At 65.2% G+C, this 23,403-nt stretch carries 22 protein-coding genes; 8 read left to right on the top strand and 14 right to left on the bottom strand.

The features are described from left to right. On the bottom strand, window positions 1–1,365 hold the full coding sequence (gabT, locus tag CH249_RS16870; RefSeq protein WP_094681583.1) for a 4-aminobutyrate--2-oxoglutarate transaminase: 1,365 nt from the start codon (window positions 1,363–1,365) through the stop codon (window positions 1–3). Between the two features lie 136 nt (window positions 1,366–1,501). Between gabT and CH249_RS16865 the strand changes: the two genes are divergently transcribed. Further along, on the top strand, window positions 1,502–2,992 hold the full coding sequence (locus tag CH249_RS16865) for a PucR family transcriptional regulator (protein ID WP_256988356.1): 1,491 nt from the start codon (window positions 1,502–1,504) through the stop codon (window positions 2,990–2,992). Window positions 2,993–3,020: 28 nt separating this feature from the next. Then, entirely contained in the window at window positions 3,021–3,731 is a 711-nt protein-coding gene (locus CH249_RS16860; protein ID WP_094681559.1) for a YoaK family protein, read from the top strand. Between the two features lie 5 nt (window positions 3,732–3,736). On the opposite strand, the gene CH249_RS16855 is transcribed toward CH249_RS16860, so the two are convergent. The 3 genes from CH249_RS16855 to CH249_RS16845 are packed head-to-tail and all read right to left on the bottom strand — an operon-like array spanning window position 3,737 to window position 6,899. Continuing rightward, window positions 3,737–5,422 carry an NAD(P)/FAD-dependent oxidoreductase gene (locus CH249_RS16855; protein WP_045196056.1) on the bottom strand — a complete coding sequence of 562 codons (1,686 nt, stop codon included), beginning with the start codon at window positions 5,420–5,422 and terminating at the stop codon, window positions 3,737–3,739. Continuing rightward, the gene (locus CH249_RS16850) at window positions 5,419–6,270 is read right to left on the bottom strand and encodes a carbon-nitrogen hydrolase family protein (RefSeq protein ID WP_094681558.1); all 852 of its coding nucleotides are present in this window, start codon (window positions 6,268–6,270) and stop codon (window positions 5,419–5,421) included. The genes CH249_RS16855 and CH249_RS16850 overlap by 4 nt, the downstream gene beginning before the upstream one ends. Further along, window positions 6,267–6,899 carry a helix-turn-helix domain-containing protein gene (locus CH249_RS16845; RefSeq protein ID WP_094681557.1) on the bottom strand — a complete coding sequence of 211 codons (633 nt, stop codon included), beginning with the start codon at window positions 6,897–6,899 and terminating at the stop codon, window positions 6,267–6,269. The genes CH249_RS16850 and CH249_RS16845 overlap by 4 nt, the downstream gene beginning before the upstream one ends. Window positions 6,900–7,016: 117 nt before the next feature. On the opposite strand from CH249_RS16845, the gene speB reads away from it, so the two are divergent. After that, window positions 7,017–7,976 carry an agmatinase gene (gene speB / locus CH249_RS16840; protein ID WP_032397611.1) on the top strand — a complete coding sequence of 320 codons (960 nt, stop codon included), beginning with the start codon at window positions 7,017–7,019 and terminating at the stop codon, window positions 7,974–7,976. A gap of 10 nt (window positions 7,977–7,986) precedes the next feature. On the opposite strand, the gene CH249_RS16835 is transcribed toward speB, so the two are convergent. Both CH249_RS16835 and CH249_RS16830 read right to left on the bottom strand, forming a co-directional pair. Further along, entirely contained in the window at window positions 7,987–8,886 is a 900-nt protein-coding gene (locus CH249_RS16835) for a universal stress protein (protein ID WP_094645437.1), read from the bottom strand. Then, on the bottom strand, window positions 8,883–10,325 hold the full coding sequence (locus tag CH249_RS16830) for an amino acid permease (RefSeq protein ID WP_094681582.1): 1,443 nt from the start codon (window positions 10,323–10,325) through the stop codon (window positions 8,883–8,885). The genes CH249_RS16835 and CH249_RS16830 overlap by 4 nt, the downstream gene beginning before the upstream one ends. A gap of 177 nt (window positions 10,326–10,502) precedes the next feature. Between CH249_RS16830 and CH249_RS16825 the strand changes: the two genes are divergently transcribed. The 3 genes from CH249_RS16825 to CH249_RS16815 all read left to right on the top strand — a co-directional run bounded on the left by CH249_RS16825 (window position 10,503) and on the right by CH249_RS16815 (window position 13,767). Next, entirely contained in the window at window positions 10,503–11,717 is a 1,215-nt protein-coding gene (locus CH249_RS16825) for a CdaR family transcriptional regulator (protein ID WP_045200073.1), read from the top strand. Between the two features lie 354 nt (window positions 11,718–12,071). Continuing rightward, the gene (locus CH249_RS16820; RefSeq protein WP_032397613.1) at window positions 12,072–13,139 is read left to right on the top strand and encodes a TerC family protein; all 1,068 of its coding nucleotides are present in this window, start codon (window positions 12,072–12,074) and stop codon (window positions 13,137–13,139) included. A gap of 79 nt (window positions 13,140–13,218) precedes the next feature. Continuing rightward, the gene (locus CH249_RS16815) at window positions 13,219–13,767 is read left to right on the top strand and encodes a Dps family protein (RefSeq protein WP_032397614.1); all 549 of its coding nucleotides are present in this window, start codon (window positions 13,219–13,221) and stop codon (window positions 13,765–13,767) included. A gap of 66 nt (window positions 13,768–13,833) precedes the next feature. Here CH249_RS16815 and CH249_RS16810 read toward each other — a convergent pair whose 3' ends face one another. Next, on the bottom strand, window positions 13,834–14,295 hold the full coding sequence (locus CH249_RS16810) for a hypothetical protein (protein ID WP_094656475.1): 462 nt from the start codon (window positions 14,293–14,295) through the stop codon (window positions 13,834–13,836). 120 nt (window positions 14,296–14,415) lie between these two features. Here CH249_RS16810 and CH249_RS16805 point away from each other — a divergent pair, with 120 nt between their 5' ends. Further along, window positions 14,416–14,613, top strand: a complete 198-nt coding sequence (locus tag CH249_RS16805) for a CsbD family protein (RefSeq protein ID WP_027496220.1) — start codon at window positions 14,416–14,418, stop codon at window positions 14,611–14,613. A gap of 82 nt (window positions 14,614–14,695) precedes the next feature. On the opposite strand, the gene CH249_RS16800 is transcribed toward CH249_RS16805, so the two are convergent. Beyond that, window positions 14,696–15,424 carry an EAL domain-containing protein gene (locus tag CH249_RS16800; protein ID WP_094656474.1) on the bottom strand — a complete coding sequence of 243 codons (729 nt, stop codon included), beginning with the start codon at window positions 15,422–15,424 and terminating at the stop codon, window positions 14,696–14,698. Then, a complete protein-coding gene (locus CH249_RS16795; protein WP_032398269.1) occupies window positions 15,421–16,677 on the bottom strand; it encodes a CdaR family transcriptional regulator in 1,257 nt (418 codons plus the stop codon). The genes CH249_RS16800 and CH249_RS16795 overlap by 4 nt, the downstream gene beginning before the upstream one ends. A gap of 347 nt (window positions 16,678–17,024) precedes the next feature. Between CH249_RS16795 and CH249_RS16790 the strand changes: the two genes are divergently transcribed. After that, window positions 17,025–18,221 (top strand): triacylglycerol lipase, encoded by a 1,197-nt coding sequence (locus CH249_RS16790; RefSeq protein WP_094681556.1) that lies wholly within the window; start codon window positions 17,025–17,027, stop codon window positions 18,219–18,221. A gap of 42 nt (window positions 18,222–18,263) precedes the next feature. Here CH249_RS16790 and CH249_RS16785 read toward each other — a convergent pair whose 3' ends face one another. The 5 genes from CH249_RS16785 to CH249_RS16765 are packed head-to-tail and all read right to left on the bottom strand — an operon-like array spanning window position 18,264 to window position 23,343. Continuing rightward, window positions 18,264–19,286, bottom strand: a complete 1,023-nt coding sequence (locus CH249_RS16785) for an LLM class flavin-dependent oxidoreductase (RefSeq protein ID WP_032397617.1) — start codon at window positions 19,284–19,286, stop codon at window positions 18,264–18,266. A 34-nt stretch (window positions 19,287–19,320) separates the two neighbouring features. Continuing rightward, complete coding sequence (locus CH249_RS16780; RefSeq protein ID WP_094681555.1) at window positions 19,321–20,151, bottom strand: glycosyltransferase family 2 protein; 831 nt, start codon at window positions 20,149–20,151, stop codon at window positions 19,321–19,323. Next, entirely contained in the window at window positions 20,148–21,155 is a 1,008-nt protein-coding gene (locus CH249_RS16775; RefSeq protein ID WP_094681554.1) for a glycosyltransferase, read from the bottom strand. Before CH249_RS16775 ends, CH249_RS16780 begins: the two co-directional genes overlap by 4 nt. Beyond that, window positions 21,152–22,261 (bottom strand): glycosyltransferase, encoded by a 1,110-nt coding sequence (locus CH249_RS16770; protein ID WP_032397620.1) that lies wholly within the window; start codon window positions 22,259–22,261, stop codon window positions 21,152–21,154. Before CH249_RS16770 ends, CH249_RS16775 begins: the two co-directional genes overlap by 4 nt. After that, window positions 22,258–23,343, bottom strand: a complete 1,086-nt coding sequence (locus CH249_RS16765) for a glycosyltransferase (protein ID WP_094681553.1) — start codon at window positions 23,341–23,343, stop codon at window positions 22,258–22,260. Before CH249_RS16765 ends, CH249_RS16770 begins: the two co-directional genes overlap by 4 nt. Window positions 23,344–23,403: the final 60 nt, after the last annotated feature.

Here is a 23,403-nt window from a genome sequence, read left to right as displayed (position 1 = left end):
TCAGTTCTCCTGTGCCACGGCGCGCAGCGCGTCTTCGAGCACGGTGAGCGCTTCACCGAGCAACTCGTCGGAGATCACCAGTGGCGGCAGCAACCGGATGACGTTGCCGTAGGTACCGCACGTCAGCACGATCACCCCGGCCGCGAGTGCCGCCGCCGCAACGGCTTTGGTGGCCTCGGGGTTGGGCTCACGTCCACCCGGCACGACGAGCTCGATCGCAAGCATGGCTCCCCGGCCACGCACCTCACCGATGATGCCGACCTCGGCACTCAACGCATTCAGTCGCTCGAACACGATTCGTTCGATGTCGCGGGCTCGGGCGTTGAGGTTCAGTGTCTCCATCTGTTCGATGGACGCCAGGGCCGCGGCGCAGGCGACGGGGTTTCCGCCGTAGGTTCCACCGAGTCCACCGGGATGCACGGCGTCGATCAGATCGGCCCGGCCGGTGACCGCGGCCAGCGGCATTCCTCCTGCTATCCCCTTCGCCATGGTGATCAGGTCCGGCACGACGGACTCGTGTTCGCTCGCGAACCACGCGCCGGTGCGGGTGAATCCGGCCTGTACCTCGTCGGCGATGAACACCACGCCGTTCTCGCGTGCCCAGTCCGCCAGTGCAGGCAGGAATCCTTCTGCGGGCACGATGAAGCCGCCCTCACCCTGAATGGGTTCGATCAGGATCGCGGCCAGATTGCCCGCGCCGATCTGCTTGTCGATGACGGAGATCGCTCGCGCCGCCGCCTGGGCACCGGTGACCGCGGAACCGTCGGAGTTCAGGCCCTCCCTGAACGGGTAGGACATCGGGGCCCGATAGACCTCGGGGGCGAACGGCCCGAACCCGCTCTTGTACGGCATCGACTTGGAGGTCAGCGCCATCGTCAGATTGGTACGACCGTGGTAGGCGTGGTCGAACACGACGACGGCCGACCGCCCGGTGGCGTGCCGTGCGATCTTCACGGCGTTCTCGACTGCCTCGGCACCACTGTTGAACAGCACGCTGCGTTTGTCGTGATCCCCCGGCGTCAACTCGGCGAGCTTCTCGGCGACCTCGATGTACCCCTCGTACGGCGCGATCATGAAACACGTGTGGGTGAAGTGTGCGACCTGATCCTGCACTGCAGCAACGACTGCCGGGTTCGAGGCACCGACTGTCGTCACTGCGATTCCGGCCCCGAGGTCGATCAGCGAGTTCCCGTCGACATCGACCACGACGCCACCGTCGGCATCGGCCACGTACACCGGCAGCGTCGACGCCACGCCTGCACCGACGACGGCCTTGCGGCGCTGCGCCAACGCCGCCGACTTCGGACCGGGGAAGGCGGTGACGATCTTGCGTTCCTGCGGAAGTCGGTACTCGATCGAGGCCATGGTCGCACCTTTCGTGTGGGCTTGTGCAGTCAGTATGCGACTCTCCGAGCGAGACAGCACGACGCCATTTCGTACACATCAGGGCTGGATCACACTCCATTTCGGCAGGCACAGCGCTACAGTTCCACAGGTGAGCATGCAGATGTCCTGGCTGCTGAGGCAGCAACACCTCCGCCTGAGTCATCGCGGCGGACCGGAGCGCAGCAGTGTGCCGATCACGTTCGCGCAGGCGACCGAGCTCACCGATCCGAGCCCCTGGCTGTCCGGCGGTGAACTGATTCTCACGACCGGGCTCGGCTTCGACGCCGACGGCCCGGCTCTCGCCACCTACGTCCGGACCCTGGCGGCCGCGGGTGTCGCCTGCCTCGGATTCGGAGTCGGGTTGTCCCACAGCACGATCCCGCGTCACATTCTCGACACGGCCGAGGCCGTCGGCCTTCCCGTCGTCGAGGTCCCGTACGACACCCCGTTCGCCGCCGTGATCAGGGCGGTCATGAAGCGCATAGCCGAGCAGGAATACGAGCAGGTTCTTCGTGCGGCCTCGGTCCAGACCCGTATCACTCGGGCAGCGTTGCACGGAGGCGTCGACGCGATCGTTCGCGAACTGGCCGTCGCCACATCCACGTCGGTGGCGCTGATCGGCAATCGCACCGAATCGTTTCATCCCGCCGCCGCAGCCGATCTCGTCGAGCGCGCCCGCGAGGTCGCCCGCAGCATTCGCCCGTCGTCGTCACCGGCCACGGTCTCGGTCAGCGAACCGGGGTGCACCGTCACTCTGCACTCCGTCGCGATCTCCGGCGGGGCGTCGAGCTTTCTCGCCATCCGTACCGCAGGCCCGGTGACGGGTGTCGAGCAGATCCTGCTGGGGCACGCGGTGTCGCTGGTGACCCTCGAGCTCGAGAAGCCCACACGTCTGCGCGCCGAGCAGTCCCGACTCAACACGCTCGCGCTCGGGTTGTTACTGGACGGCCATCTGCCTGCCCCCGACGGCACCGCGCTACCGAGTTACCTCGTGGACGCGGCCGACGACGACTCTCGCGTCAGGGTTGCGATGGTCCGCGGACCCGCCGAGCGCGTCGTCGAGGCGGTCGATGCCGAGTGCCGGGCCCGGGCGCGGCCCACGTTCGCGCGCACGACCGACGCCGGTGTCGCGGTGTTGTTGCGCGGTAGCGATGACTCCGATGTCGTTGCTCGACTGCTCGATTCACTGCCGAGGTCGGTGTGCGTCGGCCTCAGTTCCAGCCGTCACATCTCCGAGACCCCTGTTGCTCTGCAGCAGGCTTCGCTCGCGTGCGCCGCAGCCGGCGCGAGCGATCGGATCGTCGAGTTCACCGGATCGATGCTGTTGGCGTCCGAACCGGTGCAGGAGTCGTTGCGTGCCATGGCTGCAGTCACCATCGCGGTACTGGCCGAGTACGACCGCACCCATTCCGCCGATCTGGTGGGATCGCTTCGGGCGTTCCTCGAGGCGAACGGGCATTGGGAAACCGCTGCGGCGCATCTGTCCGTTCATCGTCACACGCTGCGAAACCGCATCACGCGGTGCGAGGAACTGCTCGCGGTGGATCTGACGTCGGCGCGGGTACGAGCCGAACTGTTGCTCTCACTGCTTGCCTCGACAACGTGAATATCGGCGATCGTGTCAGGATCTCCCGATGACCACGCCTCGTCCCGAACCCCACATCGCCGTCGCAACTGCGAAATCGGTCCGACTCGGTGTTCTGCTGGCGGCAGTCGGTGGATTCCTCGACGCGTACACCTTCATCACCCGTGGCGGGGTGTTCGCCGGGGCACAGACAGGCAACGTGGTGCTGCTCGGCGTCGACGTCGCCGGTGGCCGATGGGTCGAGGCGCTGGCTTTTCTGCCGCCGTTGGCTGCCTTCGTCCTGGGCGTCGCGACCGCAGAGTTCATCGCGCTGCCCGCGGTTGCGAAGATCGTGCGGCGACCGGTACGGGCGGTGCTGGTCTTCGAGATCCTCGTGGTCCTCGTCGTCGGCTTTCTGCCGACGACCGTGCCCGATGCGGTGGTCTCGGTGATTCTCGCTCACGTTGCCGGCGTGCAGGTGACCACCTTTCGCGTACTGGTGGATTCGCCGTACAACACCACCATGACGACCGGGAATCTCCGCAGCATGGCGATGGCCGCATTCCATCGGGTGGTCGAACACGATCTGGAGGCCGGAACCCGCGCCCGACGGTTCGGCGCGGTGATCTCGGGATTCTTCGGCGGGGCGCTGCTCGGGGCGGTTGCGGTCGAGTTGTTCGGGCTACGGGCGATCTGGGTGGTTGCCCTCATGCTGACGATCGCCCTGGCGTTGTTCGTGTTCGACGAGCGCTCTCCCCGGCCGCGATCGCCGAAACACTGAGCGACCTAGTCACCCAATCGAAGTGGTGCGATGGCATCGAAGACGTCGCCCGGCCCCGGATTGCCCTCTGCCGACTTTCCTCCCAGATGATGCACGACGCCCCACACCGCATTCAGTGCGGTATGAATGGCACCCTCGGCCCACCCCGCCGTCCACGAGATGTCGTCGCCGGCAAGGAAGATTCCTCGATGTCGCGGGTCGAGTCGGTGTTGCACGAAGTGCGTGAACAGCCTCTCCTGGTAGCGGTAGTGACCGGGCAGGTTGGCTTTGAAGGCACCCATGAAGTCGCGTTCGGTTTCCCAGGACAGCGTGACCGGCGTGGAGATGATGTGACTGCGGAAATCGACGCCGGGATAGATCTCCTCGAGCGAGCGCAGCATGATGTTCATTCGCTCGGTCGGGTCCAGGGCCAGCAGCTTGAGCGAATCGTCGGACCACGTGTAGGACAGGCAGATCAGCCCAGGCCTGCCCTCCCCTTGGTCGAGTAGGTAGGTGCCACGGCTCATCCGGTCGGTCAGCGTCATGCTGACCACATCGCGGCCGGTGACCGGATCCTTGTCCTTCCAGAAGGGCCGGTCGACGAGTGCGAACACCTTGGTCGACCCCATGTAGTGGGTGCGTTCGATGGCGGTCCAGTGGTCGATGGGAAACAGATCGTCGTCACACCTGATGTTGCTGAGCAGCATCCAGCTCTGGGCGGTCACGACGGCGGCCGCGTAGGTACGAATGTTGCCGCGGTCGTCGTGGATCGTGGTGCCGCCGTCGGTACGTCTGATCTCGGTGACACGCGACATCGTGGTGCCGCCGTTCAGCGACGCCACCGACGTTCCCGCGGGCCAGTGCGCCATCTTCGCCGGCGAATCGGTCCACAGCCGCATCGGCAGTTGCTGTGAGCCGCCGACGATTCCGCGGTGGTGGTCGTCCGCCGCCGTGATGACGACTCGAAGGATCTCGAGGATCGAGTTGGGGTAGTCGGTGTCCCATCCGCCCGTTCCGAAACCGACCTGGCCGAACAGCTCTCGCATCCGAAACGACGAGAAGTGTTCGGATGCAGCGAGAAATCCGTAGAAGGTCTGATCGTCGAACTTCACGATCAGCTCGTTCCAGATTCGCTTGATCTCGGCAACGTCGCGCCTGCGGATGGCCCGCTGCAGTGGGATCAGTTCGGCGTGTTCCTCCAACGTCCGGTTCCACGCATCGGCGACCTCGGCGAACACCGGCGGTAGATCCTCGAGCTTCTGGGCGTAGTGGCTCTCGCCCTTGAGGTCGATCACCGTACTGGGGGTCGCTTCTGCCAACGGGTTCGGAAACGGCGTCGTCTCCAGCCCGACTGCGTCGAGGTAGTGGAACAGTGCCGTCGACGACGGCGGAAACCGCATCGCACCCATCTCGGCCACCACACCCGGGTGCCCCTCGAACGGCACCGACCGCATCCGGCCGCCGATTCGATCCGATTCGTACACAACGGGTTCCAGGCCGAGCCTGAGCAACTCGCGCGCGACGACCATACCCGCGAGTCCGCCCCCGATCACCGCGACCTTCGTACCGAGGGCAGCGTCGGGAACGCTCCCGAGGCCGGCCGGGTGCGCCAGATAGTCGTCGTAGGCGAACGGGAAATCAGGACCGAACATCGTGAGCGGTTGGTCGTCCTCGGATTCGATCGCGCTGTCCGGGGTGACGGGTGTGGTCATCGGTCGGTCTCCTGCTCGGACCGCGAGGGTCCTGTCGGGTCGAGAACTGTCCGGTACAGATCGTGGCGACGATCGTCCAGGTGAGTGTTGACGGCGCGAGATCGAAGGAGTTCGGCCGGATCCAGCACCACCGTCAGAAGCTGTTCGTGCGCGCCTGCCCGCGCGAGGTCGGTGCCACCCGGCGCGACGGCGCAGGTCAGTCCGCAGTACGTCAGACTCGCTTCCGTGCCGCAGCGATTGACGTAGGTGACGAACAGTTGACTCTCGTACGCGCGCGTCGGAACGACGTGGGTTGCGATGATCTCGAACGGGGTCATCAGGCCGGTCGGGACGATCAACCACTGCGTTCCGGCGTCGGCGTGGGCGCGAACGGTTTCCGGGAATTCGACGTCGTAGCAGGTGAGCAGACCGCAGCGCAGTCCGCCGAAGTCGAACTGCACCAACAGTTCCGACCCGGGAGTGAAGTGCGCGCGATCGAGTTCACCGAACAGGTGGGTCTTGCGATAGCGCGCCACCGACCGTCCCGATGCATCGACCACCTGCACCGCATTGAACACCACCTCGCCACCGAGCGTCGATCGACTGCGCTCGGGATATCCGTAGACGATCGCGAGGCCGTGGGATCGAGCGATGGTAGACACCTTCTCGAAGATCGGCCCGTCGAACGGTTCTGCTCGTTCGAGTACCAGATCACCGATGTCGTATCCGCTGACCGACATCTCCGGGGTCACCAGAATCGATGCACCTGCTGCGGCCGCGTTTCTCGCTGCGTCGTCGAGTGCGGCGAGGTTCGAGTGGACATCGCCGGCCAGTTCCGGCCCTTGATAGAGAGACACGGTGACGGTCATGGCTGCAACTCCTGTTTCCTCATCGGCAACTCCTCGGGTAGCGCGGGTGCCAACACCCACAGGACCTGAGCACCGTCTGCGCCTTCGGCTCGGAAACTGTGCCTGCGACGCGGCGAGAAGGTGAACGCATCTCCCGGACCGAGCAGCACCTCGTCGCCCGCGAAGGTGCCGTCCGCTTCCGCGTCGAAGGTCACCCGTAACTCGCCGGTGATCACGTGCACGAACGTCACGTCGAGCGGGAGGGTGTACGCCTCGGCTCCGCTGCCGCCACCGGCGTCGATGTGACCCAGCAACACCTGCACCCGGCGCTCCCCCACCGGCGTCAACAGGTACTCGGTCATCGCTTCCCCGCCGAACATGATGCGCGGCAACGACTGCGCCCGGACCACCTCACCGGATGGCGCGTCGTCGAACAGCGAGCCGACCGGAAGCTCCAGGGCGGCGCAGACTCGAACCAGGGACGCCACCGACGCATTGACCTGGTCGCGTTCGAGCTTGGACAGATATCCCTTGGTGACTCCGCAGGCGTCCGCGAGTGCGTCGAGGGTCAGTCGCTTCTTCTGCCGAGCCTCCTTGAGCCGTGCGCCGATACGCGGCGCATCGCCGACGACCGACGTAGCAAGGGACACCGCTCTCGCCTTCCAGGAAACTTGTGTTGACAAGATCGAGCATCAGAGTAACGCTTGCCGGGCGAACTGGTCGACTCGAACGTCACCGGACTGATGAAAATTCGGAAGGAATTCTCGATGAACCCGAGCAATCCCGAACACCCGCCGATCGGTCCGGTCGACGCGACCAAGGTCCCTCGCTTCGCCGAGCCGACCACGTTCGCGCGGCTGCCCCGTCTCGACGAGGTGTCCCGCGCCGACGTCACCATCCTCGGTGTGCCGTTCGATTCCGGCGTCAGTTACCGCCCCGGCGCACGTTTCGGCCCGGGTCACATCAGGGCGGCCTCGAAACTCCTGCGTCCGTACAACCCCGCGCTGAAGGTCTCACCCTTCGCCCGCCAACAGGTGGCCGATTTCGGTGACATCGGCGTCAATCCGTTCGACATCACCGAGGCCTTGACCACGGTGCACGACGCGGTGACGGACCTGCGCGCCGACGGCTCCTCGGTTCTCACCCTCGGCGGCGACCACACCATCGCCCTGCCGATTCTGCGTTCGCTCGCACGCGATCACGGGCCGATCGCGGTACTGCACTTCGACGCGCACCTCGACACGTGGGATACGTACTTCGGTGCTCCCTACACCCACGGCACGCCGTTCCGACGAGCCAGCGAGGAAGGTCTGATCGATCTCGAACGCTCACAGCACATCGGCATCCGCGGCCCGCTCTACAGCGAGCAGGATCTCGAAGACGATCGTGTACTGGGCTTCCAGGTGATTCGGTCCGACGACTACGAGGTCGACGGCGTGGCCAGCATCGTCGAACGGATGCGTCGACGCCTCGACGGCGGTCCGGTGTACGTCTCGGTCGACATCGACGTTCTCGACCCGGCGCACGCGCCGGGCACCGGCACGCCCGAGGCCGGTGGCATGACGTCCCGAGAGTTGCTCAACACCCTGCGCGGACTCGTGGGCCTTCACGTGGTCGGGGCCGACATCGTCGAGGTGGCACCCGCATACGATCACGCCGAGATCACCGGGATTGCAGCGGCACATGTCGCCTACGAGCTGTTGTCGGTGCTCGCCCTCAACCGGTAGGACGCCCGCCTCACCGTTTCGGCAACACCAGGATCGGCACCGGCGAATGGCGGATGATCTTGGTGGCGCGCGAACCGAGGAACACCCGAGCGATCGGCCCCAGCGGCCCGGACGATCCGATGGTCAGTACTTCGCCGTCCTGCCAGTGAACCTCGTCGAGGGCCTCGCGCCAACTGCCGGCCATGGCCAGTTCGGTCGTGACCTGCTCGGCCGAAAGCCCAACCGCGACTGCGTCGTCCATCGCCGCGGTCAGTGCCTCGGTCAACCCGACGGCGAGTTCGGCGGCAACGTCGTCCTCGACGCGTAGGCCGACCTCGGGCGGATACATCGTCGCTCCCCGGACGACGAACGACGCCAAGCGGAGCGGGATACCCGCGTCTCGGGCGAGTTCGGCGGTCGGACCCACGACGCGCGACGCCTCGCTGTCGCCGGAGAACGCGCACGTGATCCGGGTCAGTGTGGCGCGTTCGCGCATCCGATAGCCGCGGGGAGCGAGCGCCACGGTCACCGGGGACGAGTGCAGAAGCTTGTCTGCCGTCGACCCGACGACCACCTGCCCGAGAGCGCCGTCGCCCGAGGAGCCGAGAACCAGTATCGAGGCCGAGATGCTCTCGGCCGCCTCGGTCAACGCCGTCGAGACCGAGCGGTGTGCGAATCGGTGGAACGATGCAGTGATGTCGGGTGCCCGGTCTTCGAGGTAGTGGCGCGCTTTCGCCTCCGACTCGGCTGCAGTCGTCGCGGCCCAGTCGGCGAACTCCGCATCCACCCGTGCCATCGACGGAGTCGACCACGGTTTGGGCACCACCGTCGCCACATCGATGTCGGTGCCGAGCGACCGAGCGATCTGGGCACCGAGATCGAGGGCACCGACGCTGCCTTTCCCCGGCGCGAATGCGATCAGGACACTCATCGCAGGTCCTGCTCTGCTCCGCGCAGCGTCGAGTGGTGCCGACCCCAGAACCAGTAGAACGCCAACACCACCGCAAGCCAGAGCCCGAACCAGAACCACGTGGTCCAGTGCAGTCCGGACAGGATGTACAGGCAGGCGAGGACCGACAGCACCGGAGTGACCGGGTATCCCGGAACCTTGAACGGCCGTTCGAGATCGGGCATCGAACGGCGCAGCACGATCACCCCGACGGATACGACGATGAATGCGACGAGGGTGCCGATCGACACCAGGTCCGCCAGCTTGTCGAGCGGAATGAACGCGGCGAGGATCGAAATCACGACGGCGACGACGATCGTGTTGTTGACCGGCGTGTGCGTGCGGGGGCTGACCTTGGCGAAAGCTTTGGGCAACATGCCGTCCCGGCCCATCGCGAACAGGATGCGAGTCTGCCCGTACATCGTCACCAGCGTCACCGAGAAGATCGAGATGACCGCACCTGCAGCCAGAATCGTTGCCGGCCAGGCTTGCCCGGTGACGTTGCGCAGGATTTCCGCCAGCCCGGCTTCCTCCTGGCCGGCGAAGTCGGTCCACGGCTGCGTCCCCAGAGCGGCCACGGCCACGACGAGATAGAAGACGATGACGACGATCAGCGCCGCAACGATGGCCCGCGGCATGGTCTTCTGAGGATCCTTCACCTCGTCGCCCGCAGTGGACACCGCGTCGAGTCCGATGAACGAGAAGAAGATCGTGCCCGCGGCCGCCGTCACCCCTGCTGCGCCCAGGGGCATGAAGTCCGAGAAGTTGCCGGAGTCGAAGGCGGTGAATCCGACGATCGCGAACAGAGCCAGCACACCGAGTTTGATGACGACCATGACTGCGTTGACCGCCGCCGACTCGCTCGCGCCACGAATGAGCAGAACGGCGCACAGCACGATCAGCACGACTGCAGGCAGATTCATGATGCCGGGGTCGGCGTCACCCGGCGCAGCCGACAGCGCGTGCGGGATGGTGAAGCCGAAGAGGTTGTTCAACAGCTCGTTGAGGTACCCGCTCCACCCGACGGCGACGGCAGCGCTGGACACTCCGTACTCGAGCAACAGACAGGCGGCGACGCCCATCGCGACAACCTCGCCCATCGTCACATACGCGTACGAGTAGGTCGAGCCGGAAACCGGTACCGCCGAGGCCATTTCGGCGTAACAGATGGCTGCGAGACCGGCCGCCACACCCGCGGCCAGGAACGAGAGCACCACCGCGGGACCGGCTTCGGGGACCGCGAGCGAGAGCACGAAGAAGATGCCGGTACCGATGGTGGCACCGACGCCGAACATCGTCAGTTGGAAGGTGCCGATGGTCCGTTCCAACCCGCCACTGCTCTGCTGGTCCGGATCCACGATCGGCTTCCTGCGAAGCAGTTGAGATCGCAGACTCGATGCAGGTCTGTTCGACGATGTCATGGCCGGCACTCCCAACGTGGAGACGAACGGTGCGGATCGGCTGATTGTGCTCCCCGATACCGCCTCTCGCACGCCGAACACGCGGTGGAATCGGTCGATTCCCACACCGGTCCGTTTCTTCGCCGCAGCCTCGATGCCTACCATTGGCCTCGAGTCGGATGGGAGACACGAGAACAGATGGCCACACAGCGCGATGCGCTACCGCTCGATTCGGTCGCTGCGCAGGCCGCCTCGGACGCAGGCGGACTCGACGTCGCTCTACTGGGCAGCTTCCTCGACGTTCTCGCCGACGCCGTCGATGCAGGCGTCCCATTGAACCGCGGGCAGCTGCAGGAATTTCGAGCGCAGGGTGATGCTGCTGCCCGCGCAGGCGTCGCACTGCGGGCGTTGCTGGACCTGTACCTGACCTCTGCGTGGCGGCTGTGGCGGGAACTACCCGCTGTCGTCGCCGCCGCGGACGACCCGGCCGGAGTCGTCACCGCAGGCGAGGTCATGCTGCGCGCGGTCGACGACGCGGTGGCCGAACTGGCCGAGGGATTTCAGCTCGCCCGGCGCACTCTCGTGCGAGCCGAAGTACTCGCCCGCCGTGAATTCGTCGACGATCTGCTCTCGGGCACCTCCGATGTCGCCGGGGTCCTCGGGCGCGCGCAGACGTTCGGCCTCGACCTGTCGAGCCCGCACGTGGTGGCCGTGGTGACGTCGACCAAGCCGTTCACCGACGCCAGCTCTGCCATCACCCTCGTCGAGCGCAGCGTGCAGGGCAGCAAGGGAGACGCCGAATTGCTCGTGGCCACCAAGCAGGACCGGTTGATTCTGGTGTTCCCGGCACCCGACCTCGACGCCGTCGACCATGTCCTCGACCGGGTCGGACGCGCCCTCGGTACGTCCAACTCGGCGTCGAGCGAATCGGTCGACCTCCGGCGCAAAGGGGAATACGGCCGGACGCAGATCGGGATCGGCCGCCCACGCAGCGGGGCGGTCGGTGTCGCTGCGTCGTATCGGGAAGCCCTCGACGCGCTCGATCTCGCCGCCTCGCTCGGGTTCGACGCATCCGTGATCGATGCGCGTGATCTGCTCGTCTACCGCGTCCTGATCAGTGACCGTGCGGCGATCGCCGATCTGGTCGACACGTTGTTGACACCGTTGCTGGGCGCGCGAGGCGGGGCGGGTCCCCTGTTGGAGACGTTGCAGGTGTACTTCGACACCGGCGCGAACACCGCATCCACCGCACGCCGGATGCATCTGTCGGTGCGGGCAGTGACCTACAGATTGTCTCGAATAAAGGATTTGACCGGGCAGAATGTGGGCAACCCCGTCGAGGCATTCGCGCTGCACACGGCGGTACTCGGAGCGAAGCTGCTCGACTGGCCCGAGGTTCGCTCGCCTTCGTAACGGGTACAGACTGCTCGAATTGCCGTAACCAGGCAACCAAATCGGTCGAAACGTGTCCGCAAAACGACCATGCCTGCAGGAAAGCGAACAGTCACACTGGAGTAGTCGCGGAATGACCGAGCGTTTTCCGCAGAGGCCCGAACGCACGGCCGGAACACCGGTAGGACGAAGACAGACGAGAACGAAAAGGAGCGTGTGACAGATGGCGTCGTTGACACAGAAATTGACATCGTTCGCTCGCAGCCCACAGGGCAAGAAGATGATCGATCAAGCACGTCGGTACGCAACCAAGCCCGAGAATCAGGCGAAGTTGAAGCAACTCGGCAGCAAATTCACGAATAGAGGTGGCCGTTCATGAACGTCGTCCCGTGGTGGGCATGGGCGGCATTCGGTGCCGTCGTCCTCATCCTGTTGGCCATCGACCTGTTGGCGCACCGCGGTGCGCACATCATCGGCTTCAAGGAAGCCGCATGGTGGAGCGCACTGTGGGTCGGCGTGGCGATCATCTTCGGCATCGTGGTGTTCTTCACGTTGGGAACCACGGCCGGAGTCGAGTACACGACGGCCTGGTTGCTCGAGAAGAGTCTGTCCGTCGACAACCTCTTCGTCTTCGCGCTGATCTTCGGCTACTTCAAGGTTCCCCGTGAGTACCAGCACCGGGTGCTGTTCTTCGGTGTGATCGGTGCCCTCGTCTTCCGCGCGATCTTCCTGGCCGCAGGTGTGGCCATCGTCAGCAAGTTCGCTGCCGTTCTGTTCGTCTTCGCAGCGATCCTGCTCTACAGCGCCTACAAGCTGATGAAGGACGAGGACGACTCGTACGACCCGAGTACCTCGATCGCAGTTCGCCTGCTTCGCAAGATCATTCCTGTCCGCGACGAATACGAAGGAACCAAGTTCTTCGTCAAGGAAGCCGGCAAGCGGGTGGCCACACCACTTCTCGCCGTCGTGGTGGCGATCGAAGCCGCCGACCTGGTCTTCGCCGTGGACAGCGTTCCTGCCGTCCTCGCGGTGACGGACGACCCGTTCATCGTCTACTCCTCGAACGCGTTCGCCATCCTCGGCCTCCGCGCCCTGTACTTCCTGCTCGCAGGGTTGCTCGAGAAGTTCCACTACCTGTCCAAGGGACTGGCGATCATCCTCGCCTTCATCGGCGTCAAGCTGATCCTGCAGGCCGGACACAAGGTGATCAGCACATCGATCCCCGAGATCCCGTCTCTGGTCAGCCTGGTGGTCATCATCGTGGTCCTGGCAGGCTCGATCATCCTGAGCCTGAAGAATCCTCCCGAGGAAGACACGGCAGACGCGATCGACCAGGTCGCTGCCGACAGCCCGATCGTCGATCCGACGAACGGAACCTCCTCGGCCGGCACCTCGTCGACCGGAACGTCGGGCACGGACTCGCCGAGACTCGACAAGTCCTGACCGCTCACCACACATGCCCCGCCGAATTCGATTCGGCGGGGCATGTTTGTGTTCCGAGGGGACGGGGCAAACAACGCGCATGGCTGAAAAGAACTCGTACACCGTTCCCGGACTCACCTCGGAAGTGGGCGCGCGCGTCGCCGCGATCCTTCAGGATCGACTGAACGCCTACAACGATCTCCATCTGACTCTCAAGCACATTCACTGGAATGTCGTCGGACCCAACTTCATCTCGGTACACGAGATGCTCGATCCTCAGGTCGAAGCAGTTCGCGGTTTCGCGGACGACGTCGCCGAGCGCATCGCGACCCTCGGCTCCTCGGCGAAGGGCACACCGGGCACCATCGTCTCCGAGCGCAGCTGGGACGACTACTCGATCGGTCGCGCGACGGCCATCGAGCACCTCGGTGCACTCGACCTGGTGTACACCGGGGTCATCGAGACCACTCGCAAGAACATCGAAGAGGTCGGCGAGATCGACCCGGTGACCGAGGACATGCTGATCGGTCAGAGCGCGCAGCTCGAACTCTTCCACTGGTTCGTGCGGGCACACCTGGAGAATTCCGGTGGTCAGCTCTCCACCGCCAACGCGACCAGCGAGGTCGACGCGGCGAAGCAAGCAGGCTAGACACCGTCCATCCGAACACCGATCTCGCCGTGAGCCGGCGAGGTCGGTGTTCGTCGTTTCGAAGGGTCAGTCGGTCGGCCTGGCCTCGTGCCCGCTGCGGCCGTGGGTTCGACGCTTCTCCTTCATCTCGGCCTCGAAGACGTGGCGACGCCCGTCCATCAACTCGTTTCGCACCGCACGATCGTGTTCGCGCAACGGGCCCCAATATCCGTCGTCGAATTCTTCGACGAGCTGAAAGGTCCACCGCCCCGGTGCGATGTTACGACCGATCATGTCCGTGTCGATCCGCTCGGATGCAGTGGTGTGGCCTGCATCGGCAAGTGCATCGACCGCGTCGCCGAGCAGCAGATCTGCGTGCCCCATCAGCTGGTGAAACGAGTAGAGATGCCCACGAGCGCGCTCGACACATTCGAGGGCCTCGGAGAGCTTTCCCACCGCGGCCACAGTCGCGTCGTCCACGCCGCTCGGGCGCTGGTGTTCGGGCGAGGGCGTCTCGGAGGCCGACTCGGCGTCGTTGTGTTGATCCATGGAGCGCGCTTACCCGAATCGGCCCGGCACAACCCGGACGCGCTGTGCATGATTACCGACTCCGATCGCGGGTATAGCTCTCCCCGAACGGACGAAGACAATCGATTTCGAGGAGTTCTCATGGCTGATTTCATCGACAAGGCAAAGCACAAGGCAGAAGAGCTCGTGGGCGAAGCCAAGGAAAAGATCGGCCACAAGACCGACAACGACGATCTTGCTGCCGAAGGCGCAAAGGATCAGGCGTCGGGCAAGACCAAGCAGGTCGGCGACGACGTCTCGGACGCTGCAGGCAACATCAAGGACAAGTTCACGAACTGATCGTCTCGATCGGTCGAATCGAAACCCCGCACCCAGGCCTCGGCCGTCGCAGGTGCGGGGTTTCCTCGTTGCAGGCCACCGATCAGATCGGCGGATTCGGCAACGGCAATGGACGGCCGAACAACCAACCCTGACCGAGGGTTGCTCCCAGAGACTTGGCACGACGCAGATGACTGTGGGTTTCGATTCCTTCGGCCAGTAGGACTGCATCGCTCGTGCGGACGTACGCGCGCACCTGCCGCACCGCGGCACGCGACCGATACGGAGATCGGATGATCGACGCGTCGAGTTTGACGATGTCCGGCGCGACGGCGGCCAGCAGTTCCAACGTCGCGGGCGTGGCACCCACGTCGTCCATGGCCACCGACATGCCGCGAGCGCGGGCTCCTCGAACCAGGGCCATCAGCAACGGGACGTTTCGGTCGAGGTCTCGCTCGGTGATCTCGAGTACGACGTCGAGATCGTCACCGATCGCATCGAGGTGGGTGGCGACGTCACGTTCGTCGGCGAAACAACCCGGCTCGATGTTGAGAAAGAAGCGCACCCGACGCGAATACGCGCACTCGCGTGCTGCCCGCAACGCGGCGGCGCGACACGCCACATCGACGCGACCCACCATCCCACGCTCTCGGGCCAGCGCGAAGACGTCTTCGGGAACGGCCAGGCTCGGAGACGGCCACCTGGCCAGGGCCTCGTATCCCACGACGGTACCGGTGGCGAGTTCGACGACGGGCTGGAAGAGAGCAGCGACGGACTCCACCGAATCGAGCGCCGCCGATGCTGCCAGCACCGCGCCGTCCGGCGCAGTCACAGTGATCGCTCGTCCACCGGAACGCGGCGGGCCTCGAGGCGGTCGGCGATCAGCGCGGCATGCAGTCTTCGCAGTCCGGACGGCTTCATCGGATCGAGCCCGGTGAGCTGCTCCACCCTCTTCAAGCGGTAGTCGACGGTGTTGGGATGCACCGTCAGCCAGGTGGCCGTCTTCTTTCGGTTGGAGTCCGAGTCGACGAACGCTTGCAGCGTCGGCAACAGATCGACGGAATCGCGCAGCGGATCGATCAGTGTCACGAGATGTTTGCGACCCAGGCCCGGCCTGCTCACCTGGTACTCGAACACGAGATCCGACATCCGGTACGTCCCGGGTGCGTATCCGAGTCGACGCACCAGACCGAGCAGTTCGTACAGGTGGGGCGCGGTCGTGGCGATGTCGTCGACCGCGGCCGACCCGGTCGTCGCGGTCATCACCACCTGACCCGCGTCGGCGAGACGATCGACGAGTTCGCCGATGTCGACACCGGGAACATCGGGCAGCAGGACGGTTCCGCCGGTGGGGCTGATAGAGGCGATGGGCAGGTACTCCGCGTCGAACGTCGCCAGCGCCGAGTGCATTCTTCGCAGCTTTCGAGCCGCCGTCATCGCCGCGTCGATCCGTCGGCCACCCTCTTCGGCGTGCGCCGGAATGTGCAGGGCGACAACGTGATAATCCTCGGCAAGCAGCGTACCCATCCGGTCGGCGATCTTACGAGCCGTACCGTCACCGGTCAGCAACGCGTCGAGCAGTTCCACGTCGTGACGGGGACCGTTCTGGGTCAGCGTCCGAAATTCGACCAGGTAGGCGTCGGACACCGCCGCGGTGACGACGTCCAACAGTTCCATGACCAGGACGGTTCCCTCGACCAGCCGATCGCCCGCGTCCTCGTCGACCGAACGGGACGCCTGTCGCACAGCGAGTGCGCAGCCCTCGTTGATGGCATGTTGGATCCGGCCGAGCGGTACACCGTCTCGGGCCCATCGGGTTGCCGCGTCGCGAAAGACGTCCATGGCACCGGGTATCGGTAGCCGACCGGATTCGAGGACACCGGTCGCCAGTTCGCAGCAGGTCGTCGTCATGTCGTCGAGCTCACCGCGGGCACACTCGCGCGGTGGTGGTGTGTCCTCGGGTTCACCGAAGTACTGATCCAACATGCGCGCGGCTGTCTCTCTCGGCGTCCGCAGACGGTCGGAGGCCCGCCGCCCGCTGACGTACTCCTCTTGCGACACGTGCACGCTCTCTGCTGCCGTCACCGAAGACCCCACCCCTCGAAACTCGACACCCTCTTCGGGTTCGCTTCCCGTCCGACCGGCTCCTCGACGGATCGCTCGGTCTCACCGTCGCGCGTGCAGCCACATCGAGCGAGACCGGGCGGCAGACACACGAACAGTAGAACAAAAATCAAACCTGTGGATTGTTTTACCGAATATATCCGGCAGTCCATCCAGATTCGTCCCCCGGAGCTCAATTGTGACGATTTCTCACAGATGACGCGTCGGTTGCGGCCAAATTCCAAACGCCTGGCAGGAGGGCGCATACGACCCGAATCCGCACCTACTGTTCCGCCTTGTCCATCAACCCTCGTCGAAAGTCAGGCTCCATGACCACTTCTCGGTCCATCCTCCGCGCAACGCGGAAGGCAGCGACGGTGCGCGCTGCGATGATCGCGGCAATGGCGTGCTCACTCACCCTCGGTGCCGGTGTCGCAGCACAGGCACAGCCCGCGCCCGCACCTGCCCCGCCTGCCCCGCCTGCCACCGTGCAGGGTGCCACTGTCGTTCCCCCCGGCCCGACCGAGGCATCACCGAAGGCAGCCGACCAGGGTATCGCCCAGCCGAACATCCAATCGGCCGCTCCCGCGACCGTCACCTACGACCCACGGACCGAGACCACGGGTTACGGACCGGAACAGAAGAACTTCCTGGCCGGATTCCTCTACAGCATCGTCAATCCCAATGTCGCACCTCAGGGTGCCAACGACTGGAACTGCAAGCCGTCGGCGGCGCATCCGCGTCCGGTCGTGCTGCTGCACGGCACCTGGGAGAACGCCTACAACAACTTCGCGCGGATGTCGCCTGCGCTCAAGAAGGAGGGCTACTGCATCTTCGCGCTGAACTACGGTGACAGCGACCCGAGCATCGTCGGCAACCTCCCGTCACTGCGCGGTACCGCATCCGTTGCATCCAGCGCGAAGGAGATCGCCACGTACATCGACGCCGTGCGTACCGCGACCGGTTCTGCGCAGGTCGATATCGTCGGCCATTCCCAGGGCGGACTCGTCACCCGCCAGTACCTTCGCTTCGAGGGTGGTGCCAACCCCGCCGATCCGACCAAGAACAAGGTGAACACCGTCGTGAGCGTCGCCGGGTCCAACCACGGCACCACTCTCGTCGGAATCGGCACGCTCGGTCGCACGATCAACAACCTGGGTCTGAACGTGCTCGGCGTTGTCGGTGCCATCGCCGGACCCGCAGCCTCGGACCAGGTCATCGATTCCGCTCTGGTCAAGGGATTGGCAGTGGGCGGCGACACCGACCCCGGCATCAAGTACACCGTGATCGGTACCAAGTACGACGAGGTGGTGACCCCCTACAAGACGACGTTCCTCACCGCGGGTCCCGGTGCCACCGTCAACAACGTCACGTTGCAGGACGGCTGCGGCATCGATCTGTCCGATCACCTGTCGATCTCTGTCTCGCCTCGAGCGATCGGCATCGTGAAGAACGCACTGGATCCGAAGGGCTTCCCCACGAAGTCGATCCCGTGTGCCTTCAACTCACCGATCACCGGCGGCTAGTCACACCTGGGTGAGGGCGATCGGGCACCGACCCGATCGCCCTCACTGCTGTGCAGGTGCCCATCCGAGTGCGGGCCCGAGCGTGTGTGCCATGTCGGTCAGAATCTGCACGTAGTCCTCGTGGTCGAAGCTGAACGGCAGTGCGAACGCCACCTCGTCCACCTCACGAAAAGACTTGTTTGCGTACAACTTCTCGGCGATCACGTCCGAAGTCCCGACGAGGTCGGGCGCGAACATCATCCGAGCCGGACCCTGTGGCTCGAGCGTGCGTGCCGATCGCCCACGCACGTACTCCTCGTACTTGGCCGTCTGCGACGGGCTCGCACTGTCGGTCGGGATCACCACCAACCCTTGCGAGACCCTCGCATCGTTCCCGGCCGGGTGAAACCGACGAAAGCGCCGGATGTGGGAGAGCTGGATGTCGTCGAAATCGGTCGACTCCTCGGCGCGCACCACGCTGCTGACCAGAAGATTCATCTCGTTCTCACCGGCCCACTGCGCCGACCGCAGGCTCGCTCCCCCGTACCACATCCGACCACGCAGACCGGGTGAATGCGGCTGCACGCGAGCGGAATACGACTCGATGCCCTCGGTCCCCGACCACGTCGACGCCGGCTCCCCGGCGACGAACCCGAGTAGCCTCGATACCCGTTCGTACCCGAAATCCTCGGTATCCGCGGTGTCGGGATAGAGCGAATGCTTGACCCGGTCGAACTGCATCGGTTGTCCCACACTGACTCCGGGATTGATCCGCCCACCGGACAACACGTCGACCGTCGCCAGGTCCTCTGCCAGTCGCAGTGGGTTCTCCCAACCCAGTGGCGTCACTGCTGTACCGAGCGCTATCCGATGGGTCCGCTGCGACGCCGCAGCCATGACTGCGATGGGCGACGATATTCCGAACTGCAGGTGGCGATGCCGAAGCCATGCACTGTCGAAGCCGAGCTGCTCGCCGAGTTCGATGATGTTCAACGTCGATTCGTGGCCGCGTGCTGGATCGGACTCGTCGAAGAGCCCGATCGTGAGAAATCCGAGCGACAGCAACGGGTGAGAAGGCGTAGGCACGTCCAGACTCCATTCGGCCGAAATTGGACCCAGCCTAAACGAATCGGTCGGCCGTGCGGCGAATCCGGGAGCCGTCGAACTCGACGAGGCCGCGAGCGGCGAAGGCGTCGAGCCAGCCGATCATCGGCCACCGACCCCATCGATCGAAGAACGTGCGCGCGTTGGTGACGATGTCGTCGAGATGTTCCACCGGAGGATCGGAGACCGGATGGAACTGGTGGTAGGCGTGCGCCCCGCCGACCCACCGCAACCCGATGCCCGACGCCTCCGCGGTCGCTGCGAAATCGGTGTCCTCACCGCCGTAGCCGGTGTAGTCCTCGCAGAAGCCGCCGAGTTCGGCCCAGGTCGCCGCCCCGACCGCGAAGGACAGCGACCAGAACAGGTCGAAGTTGTCTCCGTGCTCGACGGTGTCGACCGGTGGGTTCGGCCGCGCCGGATGCGGCGCGGTCAGAGAGTTCAGGACCTCACCCTCGGCACCGATGTCCTTCTCTTTCAGGTAGGTCACCGGACCACAGAGCAGCGATCGCTCGTTGCCGAGCAGTGTTGCCGCACGCCGGTATCGCTCGATCGTCTCCGGACCGGGGATGCAGTCCACGTCCAGGAACACCAGCAACTCCGCGCCGCGATCGATTGCCGCGGCCGCACCCAGATTGCGGGCACCCGCCAGCGGCAGCGGATGCTGCGCAGGCATCTCGAGATAGATGGCGGGCGAACCGGTTCGGTCGAGCAGGTCGGCAATCATGTTGTCGCCCATGGACACGACGACGTGCTCGACCTGCTCTGCGGTCGATGTACCCAGACCACGCATCTGCGCGGCCAAGTGCTCGTGTCGTCCGGACACCACGGTGACGACGACGGTCTTCACTGTCGCACCGCGCGAGGTGCGGCCTGCTCGATCGCCCTGGCGGCGCGGGCAGGTGCACCCGCGGTGCGCAATGCCGACCACCGACCGCCACCGATGTCGAGAGCGCGGTTCGCCGCTGCGTGCCACCGCGCGACGGACGGCCACGTATCGAGCACCTCGGCGACCGACCCGTGGGCCAGGGCCCGTCCGGTGGCCGACTGTTCTTCGAAGGGTCGAGCCTGCGGCACGACGATGGCGGGCACGCCCGAGGCGGCGACGTCGGCGACGGCGTTCTGGCCGGCGTGCGTGACGACGAGTGCTGCCGAACACAACACCGGCCACACGTCGTCCACCCAGTCGCCCCCTGCCACACCGAGAGCGCGGAACTCGAATCGGGCGTCCACCGCCGACCACGAGTCCACCAGGTCTCGGGTCAGCTCCGTGCCACCGGCGGCACCCAGAACCACCACCGTCGGATCGGCGTGGGCAGTGACTCGCTCGCGCTCGGCGAATCGACTGATCGAGCCGGCATAGGTGGTCTTCTCCGCGAAGGGACGCAGCCAGGTCGGGTCGTAGACCTCGCGTGACCACGGCGCGACGATGTGGGTCGCCGCGCGATAGGCGAGGTCGTGAATCGGATCGTCCCGCTCCCCGGGTATTGCCATCACGATCACCCGAACACCCATCAGTCGCAAGAACATCGCCACTTCCACCGATACGTCGACCACCACCGCTCGTGGCCGCTCGCGCGCCACCCACTCCGCGATGATCGCCATCCGCTCGGTCAGACCGTCCACGTCGTGAGGTGCCCAGTGCAGCACCCCTCCGGCCGAACTGTCCTCCGCGGCATCACTTCCGACGGAATCGTCGACGTCGAGCGGAAGCGAGATCCACTCGGCCGCCGCATGCGTTGCCGGTCGAGCGCGCGAGGACAGCACCGTCATCGGCTCTGCCATCGACCGCGCAATGGCATCGGAACGGGTGATGTGACCGACCCCGTGGTGGTGCGCGTAATACCCGATCATGCGATCGCGAGCCGGTCGTCGAGCTTGTCCGCAGCCGCAGCCAGTGTCGAGTGGTACAGGGCCTCGTACTCGTCCACCATCCGATCCATCGAGCACACCTGCTCCGCGCGCGCCCGGACGTCCGACCTTCTCAGCGCTGCCGCCGCGGGGATCGCCGCCGCGAGGCCGTGCACGTCGTCGGCCGCTACCAGCACTCCCGACGATGCATCGACGATCTCCGGTATGCCGCCTCGTGCGAACGCGGCGACCGGAGTGCCGCAGGCGAGTGCTTCCGCCACCACCAGGCCGTACGGCTCGGACCAGACCGGTGAGACGAGCGCTACCTCGGCACCGGCCACCAACGCCGCCAAAGCGGGCTGATCGAGGTGACCGACGTAGCGGATGTTCTCGTCGAGCATCGGCTCGACGAACTCGTGGAAATACTCGAGATTGCTCAGCGGTCCGGCGATACGCAGCGAGCGGCCTGCTTCCTTCGCAGCCGCAATGGCCAAGTGCACTCCTTTCTCGGGGACCACCCGACCCGACCACACCACGTAGTCTCCGCCGGTACCGAACGGCCAGTCCGCCAGGGAGATTCCGTTGCGAATGACGACGGTCCCGGCGGTGACATCGGCCCACTGCGAGGCGGCGAACTCGCTGACCGCGGCAAACGTGTTGGCACCGGGAGGGGCCAGCGCAACTGCAGACTCCAGCCACGCGAACGGCGGTGTGTGCAGTGTCGTCACCATCGGTACCGACAGCGTCGCCGACATCGCCAGCGGCAGGTAGTGCAGGCTGTGGTTGTGCACGATGTCGAAGGACCGAGACAGTGTTCCGGCGAGTTCGAGCATCACCGCCAGATACGCATGATGCTCACGAATCGCGGTGGGTGTGATCGCGACGTCGGCGATGGAGATCGGCGTCAGATCCAACGTCCGCACCGGTAGCAGGGTCGCATCCAGGTCGACGCTCGACCCGTCCGCAGCGAACAGACTCACCTGATGCCCGCGCTCGGTGAGCGCACGCACCAGGTTGTAGACATGTGCCTCCAGGCCGCCCGCGAAAGGCTGTGCCACCGGAAAACTCGATGACGCCAGCACCGCGATGCGAAGTGGGTTCTCGTTCAACGCATCTCCTTGATCACTGCTGAATAGATCGCCGCATGAGTTGCTGCGATTCGTTGACGTTGTTCTGATCTGGTTCCGGAATCGACTGCCGGAACGCGTTCTGCGTGCGATGCCCGCACGGCAGAGACGAGCGAGGCGGGATCGAACGAGTCGATGCCCATCCGGAAGCTGTGCACCCGCGCCTGATCTGCGTAGAAGCCGCAGTCGGATGCGACGACGGCGGTACCGAGGTCGCGGCAGGCCTCGAGCCAGCCCGAGTGTGTTCCGAATCGATACGGCAGCACCGAGACATCGATCGACGACAGATAGTCCCAGAGCGCGTCGTCGTCGAAACGTCGATGCACGCGTACGTCGACGTCGGGAAAGCTGTTGTAGTCCAGCAGCTTCGCGCCGACCGTCGGGTTGTACCAGTGGCTGGAGTGCTCGAAGACGTCCTCGTCGATGTCCAGTCTCACCGTCGCGTCGGGTAGCGCCCGAGCGGCCTCGACCACAGCGTCCATCACTGCCAACGCGTCGATGTTGGACCTCAGATTCTTGGCGTGGACACCGATGACGAACGAATCCGACACCGGGCGCGGGAGTGCCATCCGCTCGAGCGGCACGACGTGCGGATGCTCGACCACCGTTGCCTCGACGCCCCACCGATCGCGAATCCGAGCAGCAGCACCCGCGGTGAGGGTGATGACGGCGGCGGCCGCGCGAACCAGTACGTCCAACTGCCGCAGGTGATCGGCGTTGTCCGCGAAATGGGGATTGTGCAGGTCGTGGACCGTCAGGACCAACGGCTGCCGGTGGGCGCGTAGATGGTCGACGGTATGGGTGAGCTCGCCCGGGGAAAAGGACTCGAACCCGAAATGCACGTGCAGCACGTCGAAGTCCACGTCAGTTTGTTCGGCAAGCCAACGAGCATCGAGCAACCGCGGAGGCCACCACTGGTCGGGTACGTCGACTCGAACAGGGGCCGGATCGGGCAGCACGATCACCGACGGTTCGGCCGACGCCGCGTGTGCGGAGTCGCCGACAGCGGGCTGCAGGTGTCGGACATAGGCGTGCGAGGACGGAACCGATGCAACGCGAATCATGAATTCCTTCGGGTTCAGGCAGGTGGATCGTGCCTGTTCCCGACACGCGATACGTAGCCA

Origin of the sequence: Rhodococcus sp. 05-2255-3B1, from assembly GCF_002258545.1 — a bacterium.
Lineage (GTDB): Bacteria > Actinomycetota > Actinomycetes > Mycobacteriales > Mycobacteriaceae > Rhodococcoides.
The sequence above is the reverse complement of the archived record's forward strand: the minus strand, read 5'-3'. Positions and strand labels throughout refer to the sequence as shown.